At 42.3% G+C, this 13,253-nt stretch carries 8 protein-coding genes; all 8 read right to left on the bottom strand.

All coding sequences use genetic code 11. The features are described 5' to 3' along the window. Positions 1-8: 8 nt before the first annotated feature. The 8 genes from truB to DW205_RS03720 all read right to left on the bottom strand — a co-directional run bounded on the left by truB (position 9) and on the right by DW205_RS03720 (position 12,536). A complete protein-coding gene (gene truB / locus DW205_RS03750) occupies positions 9-716 on the bottom strand; it encodes a tRNA pseudouridine(55) synthase TruB (RefSeq protein ID WP_005867095.1) in 708 nt (235 codons plus the stop codon). Positions 717-719: 3 nt separating this feature from the next. After that, positions 720-1,520, bottom strand: coding sequence for an undecaprenyl-diphosphate phosphatase (locus DW205_RS03745; RefSeq protein ID WP_005867094.1), 801 nt, complete (start codon positions 1,518-1,520; stop codon positions 720-722). Further along, a complete protein-coding gene (locus DW205_RS03740; protein WP_005853907.1) occupies positions 1,517-1,756 on the bottom strand; it encodes a DUF3098 domain-containing protein in 240 nt (79 codons plus the stop codon). The genes DW205_RS03745 and DW205_RS03740 overlap by 4 nt, the downstream gene beginning before the upstream one ends. A gap of 27 nt (positions 1,757-1,783) precedes the next feature. Further along, on the bottom strand, positions 1,784-2,662 hold the full coding sequence (locus DW205_RS03735) for an ABC transporter permease (RefSeq protein ID WP_005853905.1): 879 nt from the start codon (positions 2,660-2,662) through the stop codon (positions 1,784-1,786). A gap of 167 nt (positions 2,663-2,829) precedes the next feature. Further along, positions 2,830-3,252 (bottom strand): type II toxin-antitoxin system VapC family toxin, encoded by a 423-nt coding sequence (locus tag DW205_RS03730; protein WP_005867093.1) that lies wholly within the window; start codon positions 3,250-3,252, stop codon positions 2,830-2,832. Beyond that, positions 3,253-3,405: a hypothetical protein gene (locus tag DW205_RS22230; protein ID WP_005853901.1), complete on the bottom strand. Its 153-nt coding sequence runs from the start codon at positions 3,403-3,405 to the stop codon at positions 3,253-3,255. A 177-nt stretch (positions 3,406-3,582) separates the two neighbouring features. After that, positions 3,583-8,928: an Ig-like domain-containing protein gene (locus tag DW205_RS03725; RefSeq protein ID WP_005867092.1), complete on the bottom strand. Its 5,346-nt coding sequence runs from the start codon at positions 8,926-8,928 to the stop codon at positions 3,583-3,585. Positions 8,929-8,948: 20 nt separating this feature from the next. Next, a complete protein-coding gene (locus DW205_RS03720; protein WP_005867091.1) occupies positions 8,949-12,536 on the bottom strand; it encodes a hypothetical protein in 3,588 nt (1,195 codons plus the stop codon). Positions 12,537-13,253 lie beyond the last annotated feature (717 nt).

The raw sequence follows: 13,253 nt of genomic DNA, 5'->3' as shown, positions 1-13,253 counted from the left end.
CACTCTATTTATTTTTCTTCTTCTATTTTTACCACATTCTTCTCTAAGAAATCATCGATCTCCTCCGGAGACATACACATATCCAAGGTTACCTCTCCGATGCGAGTCCGTTCCAAGCCAATCAAATGAGCGCCGGAATCCAAGGCCTTCCCGATATCACGAGCCAACGCACGAATATAGGTACCTTTGCTACATACCACCCGTATCTTTATAACAGGCAAATCGCACTCCAGCAACTCCAGTTCGTCTATAACCAATGTCTTGGATTTTAGTTCAACCTCCTCTCCTTTCCGGGCTAGCTCATAAGCACGTTTACCTTCGATTTTGCAAGCGGAGAACACCGGGGGAATCTGTTGGATCGTACCCACGAATGTCTTTAAAACCTCCTCCACGAGCTCACGGGTTATATGTTCCGTGGGATACACGGCGTCTATCTCTTTCTCCAAATCGAAAGACGGGGTAGTCTCTCCCAACTTCAACGTAGCGATATATTCCTTCGTCTGATATTGAAACTCATCGATCCGCTTCGTAGCCCTTCCGGTACAAACGATCATCACACCTGTAGCCAAGGGATCCAGTGTCCCCGCATGTCCAACTTTAATCTTCTTTACCTTCAGTTTCCGACTTAGCTTATAGCGAAATTTATTAACTAGGTCAAAAGAAGTCCACGTTAGCGGTTTATTAAAATATAAAATCTCTCCAGCTATAAAATCCATTCTTTATTTCAGTAATGTACAAGCAATTGTCACCAATCCCGCGATCGCGCAATAGATAGCGAAATAAATCAGTTTCCCCTTTTTCACGATGTTGATCATCCATTTACAGGCCACGCAACCGGAAACAAAAGCGGCCACGAAACCTACCGCTAATGATAATGCGGGAATGCTCCCGGCCACATCTTCACCTTTCACCATCTTCATCACATCCAACAACGCCTCTCCCAAGATCGGAGGTATTACCATCAAGAAAGAGAACTGGGCTAGTTTCGCCTTATTATTTCCCAATAACAAACCGGTAGCGATCGTTGATCCGGAACGTGACAAACCCGGCATCACGGCGCAAGCCTGAGCCAGACCGATAATAAAAGCATCTTTCATCGAGATCGACTCTTTCTGGCGTGGTTTGGCATAATACGAAAATGCCAGCAAAGCCGCCGTCAATAGCAGCATACAACCAACGACCAATAAACCTGATCCAAAGATTTGTTCTACCGTATCTTTAAAGAATACCCCAACGATCCCGATCGGAATCATGGAAATCAAGATATTAATCACATACTTCGTCTCCGCGTTCATCTGAAATTTAAACAAACCACGGAATATCCAATCGATTTCCTTCCATAAAACCACTAACGTACTGAATACGGTCGCCACATGTACGACGATCGTAAACGCAAGATTCTCCTCTCCCTCTATACCAAACAAAGCTGAGCCAATCGCTAAATGACCGCTACTGCTCACCGGCAGATATTCGGTCAATCCCTGTACGATACCCAGTATCAAGGCCTCAAACCAACTCATTCTGTTACTTCTTTATCTTTGCTATTCTTCAAGATTCCAAAAATCATCATCACGAAACCAATAACCGTAACCACCGGAGCTACCACGATACGGCGGGCGCTGAATATATCGGGATTGAACGTATTATCCCCGGAACCTCCACCACTCATCAATATGAAACCAAGCACGATGCAGGCAACCGCTACCGCAATCAGTATAAAATTCTCTTTTCCGAAAGCAAAATCTCTTTTAGCCATCTTTCTCAACTCTTTATTATTCGTACATTAAATATAATACAACTTATCGACCCCCATCCGCAAATATTTATTCACGGCAAAAATGGTCGCGATCACGGACAAGACAATACCTAAAGCAAACACTGCCACATAAACCAATAATAATGTTTGCATATCCAATATCTGGATAAAACCTTTCAATTCATTTTGCAAATAATATAACGCTCCGGTTAGCATCAATATTGCCAAGATAGAGGCGAAAATGCCACTTACTATGTTATATTTCACAAAAGGCCTACGTATAAAGCCGGAAGTAGCCCCCACTAGCTTCATCGTATGAATTAAGAATCGTTTGGAATAAATCAACAGGCGAATCGTATTACTGATCAACACGAACGAGATAATCATCAGTACCGCAGCCAAGGTTAGCAGGATCAAGCCCAACCGCTTCATATTATTATGGACCATCTCCATCATATCCTTTCGGTAAAGCAGCTCCGAGACCGACGTATAGTTTCTAATCTTCTTCTCTATCACTTGGAGGCTATCGGGGTTGGCGTACTCCGAATGCAGTTTCACCTCAATCGAGGCCTGTAAAGGGTTAAAGCCTAAGAAGGTTTCCGGATTCTCGCCCAGTTCTTCTTCCAACTCTTTCGCGGCTTGCTCTTTCGATATATACTCGGTTGATTTTATAAAAGGAAGAGCATCCAAGCTCTTCTGCATTTTCTTTATCTCAGTTTCTTTTTGGTTATCTTTCAGCACGATGGAGAAAGATAAGTTCTCTTTCACATAAACGGAGAGTTTATTACCCAACATCCCTATCAATAGAATGAGTCCTAGCAAGAATAGTACCAAGGAGATACTAATAACAGACGTAAGCCGGGAGTTAAAGAAAGAAACAGAACTAACTTTTTTATTTTCAGCCATCAGACTCTCACTTATTAACGTTAAATAAATTAAGGAGATGCGTACAGAGAACACACCTCCCAATTTTCTTGCAAAAGAACGAATAAAATAAGTAAGCCGAAAGGGTTTTAGAATATTTAACCTCTACAACTCTAACAAAGGCCATTCGTACATATACAATATATAGATTATTTCTGATTGAATACCAAGTCCAACCCTTGACTTCTATAGAATCCGAAACGGGTATCACTTGATATAAGCGGTAGATGTTCCGTTATGGCATGCGCAATAATTACGTGGTCTGAGGGATCTTTGTGTCCCTGCGCCTCATTGATCTCCATATGCGCATACGTTTGCATATGTTCTTTTTTCAATGGCAATATTTTCACATAAAACTCCTTTTCTATGGCGACGATCATCGCTTCTGCCGACTTCCATCGTTTAGAACACAGTCCTTTATTTCGATAAGCGACAATCAGCTCACGTACGGACTCGGCACTTATATAAAGAAGGGTTTCCGGTTCTTGGATAATAGCATCTATATCCCTATTTAGATATTCGGGATCAGATGCCATATATACAAAAATATTCGTGTCAATGAGATATCGCATTTACAGTAAAAATTTAGGGTCATTTACAATCAGACTTCCCTTTAACCGCTGCATAGCTTCCCATGTCTTACTTACCTTTCTTTTTCCAGTCTTCGCCACAGTTGTTTTAGTTTTGGCATTTTCTTCCTTTTTCTTTTCTTCATTTTTTTCCATAAGGCTTTCTGTTTTAATTTTCTATGATACAAAGATAACGTTTTATTTAATTATATCAGAACAAAAACAGATAAAGTAAAGCTTATAGGATAAAAAAGAAGACCGCCGGAACTGAGTATTCCTAGCGGCCTTCCCCAACATTAAAGACTCAAGGGTTAGTTTCTTAAAATAAGGTTGTTAGCGAACGTTTACTTTCACTGTTATACGCTTGCCATTCTCGTTGATCTCTATCAGATAGATTCCTGTCGATACCGGGATGCGGGTAGTTCCGATAATTGAGTCGCCATACAGGCTAACTCCAGTCACCGCTATGATACGGATCGAGATTGGACGGGCCGGATGAATGGTTATAGCACCTCGCTCGCAATAGATTTGATGATCGTTGATGATTTGCTCGATACCTACCGTACCGGAGACAGTTACCACACAAGACGCCGTCTTGTTTCCATCATCGGTAGCCACGGTAATCTTGCAGGTACCGATTTTCAGAGCGGTAACGACACCATCCGCGTCAACAGTAGCCACCGTCTCGTCGCTGCTGCTCCAAGAGACGGTTTTCATAGTGGCGTTATTAGGGGTAACTTTCGCTTGCAAGGCAAAAGATTCACCTACGGCCAATGCCTTGGACGTGATATTCAAGGAAACTCCCGTAACAGCCACATCTGTTCCCGGAGGTGTAGAAACCGGCTTGAACTCTGCCATAATAGCCAAGGACTTATCGACTTCAATCTCTACAGGCGAAGTCATATACTTCTCTTCGCCTATTTGAATAACGGTCAATTCATAATCCGGATTGGCTTCCGCCTCAATGGTTAGCTTAGTCGCTTTCGCCACAGCGGTTCCACTCGTTATCTCGGTCTTCTCGCCCTCACCCTTCAACATATAGACTTTCAAAGAACCATTTTCCGGTTGAGCGAACGTGACAACTAACGCATCCGAACTTTTCACCGTAACCTCCGCTTCCGTAGTCGCATCCTCATAATTCGGATCATACGACGTGAAGATCACTTCCTTTTTCTGGCTATTGCCGGGTTTCAATATAGCTGACGCATCAGCCCATTCAAATTTACCGGATATGGTAGTCCCATCGGCACCTTTCGCAACACCACCGGATAATAGGGATTCCGACAAGGACTGACCTTCCGTGATCGTAGATGCGGTAGGAGCCACTACCTTTACGACCTTCGCTTTCTTTATCACTAATTTCTTGGTTGCCTCGAAAGATCGCCAGTTCTCATCCCCGGTACGTGTTACAGTCACAAGATAAGTACCTGCGTTCAATGGGGTAGCAACCGATCCATCCGTATTTGAATATTTAATATTTACATCTGTCGGATAACTACCGCTCAAAATGTCTTTCAATTCCACAAGCCTTACGGAACCATTATAAACAAACTCCAAATCTGAAGGATTCGCCGTTATTTTAGGTTTATCCACAAAATTCGGGGTGTATGTCGCATCAGCCGCCAAAGTAACCGTTATCTCTGGTTTCTTTCTATCGGCGCTTGAGACATTATCACTCCAAGAATCAAAACGCTGATTCTCGCTAGGAGCTACCGCTCGCAACTTTAAAACCGTATTCTCCGGAACTTCCGAATAATCGCTAATAACCAAGCCTCCATTCGTAACCTCCGTATTTGAGGTACTTAAAGAAAACGTTTTTACTTCACCAATCGGCATTGAATAATCTACCGATTCATAATTACTCTTGTCAAGTGGGGTAAAGCGCAGAATATTTACCTGATCCTTTGTCGGGATTCCGGTCACATTCGCACGAAGCGCCGATTTTTGTGTAGAAGGATTCCATTCCACATCCTCGAAGTCTTGAGTAAGTTTAGCATCAACCTTTTCATAATTATCCCCTCCTATAGTCGGTACTTCCAGCAATGCCATACCAGCCTTCTTGATAATCAGCTCGGCAGTTACATCCACGGCTTTAAATAAATCATCCTCGCCACGGGTAATCCGAACTTTATAAGTTCCGGCCGATTTAGGATTCTCTGTCATTTCTACCCCACTCCGGGAATATGCGACCTTAAAGTCCAAACCGGAATAGCCCGTAATTTTAACCTCGAAATTCCGGTATTGCTTATTATAGACTACCGTTTGCGTCGTCTTATCAATCAGCGAGGCCAAATCTTTCTTCTCCACATAATTAGCGGTAACAACCATAGGGCCGGAAACGGTGAATACATCTCCATCCTTGATCTCGGAAGAGTTCACCATCATATTCATAAAACGATATCCCGTTTCCGTCTCAACAGAAGCGGTCAATTGAGTCATATAAGGAACCTTAGAACCGGAAGCCACCTCTTTACCGGCCTTATCTTTCAATACGACTTTACCCGCATTAGGGATATTCAACGCCGAGGTTATTTGATATTTCACCAATTGGAAACTTGCGCTCACCGTAACATCTCCGGTCCCAACCATAAATGAGCCATCAGCCTCATTATAATTCGCGCCTTCCACTTTCACGGATGCCAGCTCATAGCCATAATCCGCATTTCCTATCACCTTCACTTTCACACCTTCAGAGATAGCCTCACCGGGAGTAACAGGCGCCTTCGTATCCACCTCGATCAGATTAACGCTACCATTCTTCAACTCCCCAACCTTGACCAAATGTTTATCCGGTTCTTTTTGCAGGAAATCGGCCGATATATCAGCGGCTTGTGTCAAAGTATAAGAACCGTTATTCACCAAAGCCCCATTCACTTTCACGGACTGAACCATATAGCCCGCATCCGGAGTCGCCGTGATAGTCAATAAGGTCCCCTGTAAAAATTCAGCACCATTCTTCACCTCCACGCCATTCGCAAAGACCTTCAAGGAACCATTCATCGGATCCGTAAACGTCACGCCATAAAGAACCGGATCGAAACGGGCTACGATATCCAAGTTCGCATTCGCTTGCAACTCCCGTGTAGCCGATGTATTCCCATCACTCCAACCGGCAAACCGGTAATTCTTATCTGCGACGGCTGTCGCTTTCAAAACCGAGCCTCTCGCATATTTATCATTTGCGGTACGCCCCTCCAAGATGACAGTACCGAAATTACCGGCGGTAACATTCATAGAATAAACAGGAATTACGTTCAAGGTTATAAACGTGTCTTTAGCCGCATAGTGAACAGGATCATTCGGTTCGAATATCAAGTCGTACTTTTTCTTATCCGGAGAAGCGATCTCGTTCGGAGTTTTCCAGATAAATGATCCGGAAGAAGTTCCATCGATCAAGGTACACGCCGATAAAGCCTGTCCTTCCTCAATACGACCCGGAGTAGGTAACACCAAACTCTCCACCTCTTTTTTGCTCTCCACCACTAACGTAACCGTATCAGAGAGGCTACGGTATGTCAAGTCCTCCGCACGGCTCAAACGGGCCTTATAAGAACCCACAGCCAGCGTGGAAGGCAATGTCGTAACCCAAGCCGTACCGCTCAATTGATATTCGATCTTGATATCCCCGACAGCGCTTGTTACCGTGACCGGCTTGATGGAGCCGACCGTCTGGACAAGGTTGTTAGCCACGAACCTCACCGTATCCTTGGAGACGAACGCAAAAGTATAGCTATCGCCACTCATCAGATTAGGAGTCGTGTACGTGTAAGAGGTATTTCCATTAGCATACGTTCCCTTGATCTTCGAGATATCCACGTCCGAAGAGGCTTGCTTAATAGCCCCTAGCCTATAGTTGGCATTTGATACGATCGAGAAAATGACGGGCTTACCGTAAGCGATCTCACCACCGCTCATGATGTCCTTGTTGTTCATCTTGGCGGTAACCGTACCCTGTCCACCATCGACAGCGTAAGCCAAGGTATTGGCATTACGGATCGTAAACGTTTTAGAGGAATCTTCTAATGCGGCATACTCCATGGTCTCCGGACTAAATAAGACAATCTTATAAGCTCCGACTATCTGCGGTAACGTGGAAGTCTCCGAACCATCGGCCGCACGATATCGAACCGCTTGTCCCGCTATTTCCGGCGTAAACTTAATAACCGGCAAATTCTTCCCGGCCACGATCTCGTCTTTTGTCGCCGAAGAACCTGTTACACTCACGGAAATCGTTTTCTTCGCGGCGAAACCTACCGACAAGGTCGTAGAGGCGGTTAACGAGGCGGTCGTATAGGTATAAGAGATGGTGTTATCCTTATTAAGCGCACCTTTTGGCAAGGCTGATACCGCAGTTCCATTCACAACAATCTTATTCAATAGAAATCCGGGGTTAGCGATAATTGTAAATACGGCAGGTTGCCCGTTAATGATCTCGCTACCGCTTGCCATGTCCGTAGAGCCCATCTTGGCGGTAACCGTACCTTGTCCGGCCGTTTCCACGTTATAATTTAATACATTCGCTTTAGATACCGTGAACTTCATGTTCTCATCCTTCAAGGCGGCATATTCCGCGGTCTCGGGACTGGTCGCGACGACCGTGTAAACACCATCCGCCGCAGGAAGTTTATCGGATAAAGCTCCGGAAGCGTTCTTATATTGAACCTTCTGCCCCGCTATCGTATTGGGGGAAAATGTAATAACCGGAAGATTCTTACCAGCCAAAACCTCATCCTTCGTGGCAGATAATGGATTGGCTGTTACAGATACGGTTTTCTTCGCGGCAAATCGCACGTCAATAACCGTAGAAGCGGTCAACGCCGATGTCGTATAATCCGCGTAGGAAGTCTCATTCGTAGAAGAATTAAAAGTTCCTTTCGGCAAAGTCACCTCATTATTATCTACGGTAAGTCTACTCAACACATAACCGGGCTTGGAGGCAATCTTCAATACGGCTGGCTTATTATAAACGATCTCATCACCACTGGCGATAATGGAGCCATCCATAGAAGCGGTTACAGATCCTTGCGCCTCCTCAAACGAGTAGGAAAGCGTATGGGGCGGTTGTACCTTGAATAGAATCTCCTTGTTTATGGCGGCTTGCGTATCAGTCTCCGACTTGGTTACGACAACATAATAAAGTCCAGCCTTTTCGGGTAGCTCATCCATCAAAGCAGCAGAGCCATCCTCCCTGTATTGTACTTTATACCCCGTAATAACCGGGTCAAAAGTAACCTTGGGCAAATTCACCTTCGCTCTTATCTCATCCAAGGTGGCATACTCAGGAGAGATCGTGACCGTCACCTGCTCTTTCGCCTTGAACACCGCCTTGATTTCCGTACTACCGGTTAAAGCGGTGGAAGTATAGGAATAAGTGGTCGTATTATCATTTTGAAAAGTACCGCTCGGCAACGTGCCAATAGTAGCCGTATTCATCGTTATATCCGACAGGACATATCCGGGCTTCGCCGTGATCGTGAAAACGGGTTTACTATTATATGCCACCTTGGAACCTGTGGCTACCGTACTGGTTATGGTTCCTTGATCCGTATTCGCCGAGCTATAATTCAATGTCACCTTGAACGTCGGAAGATCCGGGGCGGAACGTAAATCTGAATCTTGCGCATGTACCTGTGCCATCGCGATGACAGCAAGGAATATCGCTAATATACTCTTTTTCATGTTTATCTTTGTTTTAATCGTTATTTAACCCTTACTAATTGACCGTTCACGGCATAGATGCCCGAAGAAACCATGATCCGCTGTCCGTCCGTAACCTCGCCACGATAAGCGACCTTGCCATTCATTCTGATAACCACCACGTCCATAGGCTCCGGCGTGTGGATCACGATAGCACCACGATCGGTAGTCACGTAATAACCATCTACCGGCTCGATCGTCTGGTTACCCGTAACCACGCCATCGCCGATACGTAAAGAGCGAAGCGTACTCAATGTCTTGGCGTCTGTCAAGACAAAGCTTTGGAAAGGCTTGATCTCCGGGTTTGCCTCTTGCTCGAAAGAGGTTCCATCCGCTGTCAATATATAAGCGGATTGTTTCAAGGTAATCGTAAATGTATTCGGATTCGAGCACATCAAGAAAGTACCTGTTTCAGTTGGAGCGGCAGGTTCTTCCAAGGTCTTGAATTCAAAAGCTCCTTCGGAAGAGATCGTATAGGTATCGCCATTAGCCGCCCAAAGACCAGCCATGCCAAAAGCACTCTCATCCACCACGAACTCCGGAGTCTTGTTATCCTTCAGCCTAGCGAACCAGATACCATTATCAACATTTTGAGTACTTGGAGCCGAGATCTCCTCCTCCGTAGAGTTCTTGATCACGGCAGAGGTAAATGGCATTCCAAACGCCTTCCATCCCGTAGCAGACAAAAGTGGAGCGAAACGAAGAGACCGAGCCGTCAACTTCCCTTCCGTAGCGGTAAATACCACTTGTGCATCCTCTTCCATCATCACTGTATCTAAAGCCATAGGCACCGAGACAGTCAGTGTCGCTCCATTTAGAATATTCACCTGTCGATCTTGAAAAGATGTGGCCCACGTAGTATCACTTTTTATGTCAATGGCTACTACACATTCTTTTATAGAAAATGACTGCGCACCTTGATTCAACCAATAAACCCTTTTAAATGGATTAGCAATAGCATATGCTTTAGCTGTATTTTCCTCTATTACTAAACGACCATCCTTGCAATTAAAAATAACACCATCCGGGATAGTATAAGGCTCCCATGTGTCCACATCCGGAAAGAAATTAGGCTTTGCCGCATTTAAAGAATTAAGCGTTTCTGCCATAGTCGTATCAGGAATCAGTATTATATCTCCCGCATAGGCAATGCCTTCATGGTAATATGTACTCCCATACAATTCTCCAAAATCGATTGCTGTTACTATAGAGACCGCCGCATTCCTAAATGAACCATCCGGTTTATTAATAATCACACAAGGCTTCCCGTTTTGGTCTTGAAATTGCACATCAGTGCCTTCCACCATGATTACATTATTATATTCATCAGGATTCATACCATAACCCACTATAGTTGGGTTCTTTATGTTATCAGTAGTTGAGACAATTGTTTTTCCTTTCAATATAATCTTATTATCACAAGGAGTAGGAGTAAAACTACCATTTATTTTAATCGGAGTCATTGCCATTGTCTCTTGTTCATCAAACTTATTCCCGATATAAGAATCTTCAATCACAATCTCGTTATTGGAAGCTCCCACTGTAGAATTATTTGTTGATATCGCTATAGCCGCAAAACTATCGGAAACACCCTTATTTTTTGTCTTACCAGTTAAGGTACTCCCTCCCGAAACATGAACGTTCATATCTGAGGTCTCATACAAATAGAGAGCACCATACCCTACGATGTTCGATTTATTCTTTATTGTCAATTTTTGATCGCCGGCGTTATTAGCATAAATACAATAATGGTTATTTAGCAAGATTGTCGTACTATCTACCGTCACTGGCGTTTTTTTATGGTGAATATATACACCAAATTGATTCGAACCGTTCACCTGTCCCTCAATCTTTGTATTAACAAGAGAGACATCCGTCAGTTCTCCATCAATAAGAACTCCAGATTGTGCGTTAGCCGCCAAATTTATTGTAGTATTTTCAACACGTACAGTCCCCTTTGCCGTTGCTCCCAGAAGAATCGCATTTTGTAATGCTTCCGCAGGATTTGGGTTCTTACGATCACCATAGCCTTGTGTATTATTATTCATAATACAATTATCTATCAACAAATCCGCATTACCGGTTACCTCTATAATTGGAGTACATTTTCCAGAGGTAACTTTCGTTGGCGTATAATCGATACTCAATCCTTTTATTTTAACATCGGTAGCAGTATTATTGGCAGAGCCATTAACCAAGATCGCACCTTTTATAATAGTCTTGTCCTGCCCAGCTCCTTGAATTGTGATAGATTTATCTAATGGTAGAGTCATTGGTAAAGTATATTCTCCTTCCGGGAAAACGATACGATTTTGATCTGTCAAATCTACCTCAGAAAGTAGACCAGACATATCGCAAGCCGCATTACGTAATGAACCATCTTGGTTGAATACAGTAATCGCTGATTTCTCATCCGCGATCTGGTACTTAACCGTATTGTCGCAATTAAAAGTATTCGTTTTATAGTCCTGTATCAAAACCCCTACATTATTTTTATTCACTTTCAGTACAGAGCCCTCACCAATATTAAATGTATTACCCGTACTACGAACAGAAATAGGATATTGCAGAGCTGTACTTTCCATAAAAGCAAACAAATTAGTATTTTTTATATCAAAGGAATTGTTAATCGCATTGTCTTCTTCATCTTTATTTAATACAATCGTAGCAAAATCATTTGATCCTTTAAGTTGATAGTTATGAGACTCCAATGTTGAATTAGCTATCTTAAACTTATTATTAGATGACCAAATATTGAGTGCCGCCCATGAATCTATTTTTGAATCTACAATTGAAATCGAAAGATTATCATTTAGCGCTGTTACATTTATTGCATAATAAAATCCTTTGATAGTACTATTATTTTTCATTTCTATGGACGATCCATTCATATTTGAGAAACTTATTCCTCTACTATAAGTACCATTCTTCGGATATACCGCAGAAAGAATATGAGAATTATCCAATACAATAGTATTTTTCACCTTAGTCGTATTTCCAAACGAAGAGAACCCTCGATTGTAAGACCCTTCTAAATAAATACAAGAATTCGTAAGAGATACATTCACATTATCACAAATACTATTAGAATCATAGCTTTTTCCCAGATTAACAATGCCCATAGAACTTTTACCCCAACCATCACCACTACCTGCTGTTAGTTGATGAAGATGGACCCCAGACAAATTCAAATTCACATTCTTAGACATCACATTAATAAGGCCTTGGCTTAATGTTGTAGCTTTTGTAATCTGTAAATTCCGCAAATTGACATTGATTACGCTCTCTTCCTCATCCCGTTGAATATCTAGCTGCCCTTCTATAATACAATTTGTCGAATCACTGCCAATAATTGTAATAGACTTTGGAATAACAATAGGTGAAACTTGGGGATAAATTCCCTCTGCCACACGAATGGTAGCCCCATCTGCGGCTTTTTCAATCGCTTTCGCAATTGTAGCCAAAGGAGCTTCCACACCACCTCCGTTACCATCAGAACCCGAAGTGCTGACATACAAATCCGTCTGTCCCCACCCCACACTCGTTGCCACCATAAACACGGCGAACAAGAAAAGTAGTCTTCTTTTCATACGATTAATTTTTATAAGTTAGTAATATTCAATTATTTAAAACATTTACCCTATATTCATAAACTCTGTAGTTTCCAGCACATCAGTCTTCTCATAATCATCATTTACAAGCAGTTATGCGAAATCATCGGTTATAAAACGACTAGTCTAAACGATCATTTTATTCTGGCGTTTTATTGAATTCAACACATAAGCGTCCATATTTACGTTTATGCGTTGATAATCAATTTTTAAAAGTTTCTCTGGATTTTGTTTTATTCAAAAATATAGCCTATCTTTAACGCCTAGAATAAACGATCGTTTAGACTAGGCGTTTTTATCTATTACAGAATACTTATAGATCAAAGATTTTTACGTAAAAAATTTTTCTACTCTAAAAACTTCATATCATCACAAGCTATAAGATTCTCTTCTTAAAGCATGTGGAATAGCATAACTAACCAAATATCAGACTGCAACTATACATAATTGAGATAAAAGGAATTCTACAATATTGATTTTATGAAAACATCTACAATATCTACCACTACGCCATGTATGCTTTATAAATCAAAGCATTACATATAGGTTGTAGATAGCCTGACATCTACAATTATCATTCAACATCTACCACTTATACTTGACATTGATACTTTTTCTTTGCATTGGATAAGAAAACGTGTTATTTTTGAAAGACATTTTGTCTTATGCTGATATAGGTAGACACATTCAATAACA

The sequence above is a fragment of the Parabacteroides sp. AM17-47 genome (genome assembly GCF_003434625.1).
Taxonomy (GTDB): Bacteria; Bacteroidota; Bacteroidia; order Bacteroidales; family Tannerellaceae; genus Parabacteroides; species Parabacteroides distasonis.
This window is presented reverse-complemented; position numbering and strand designations above follow the sequence as displayed.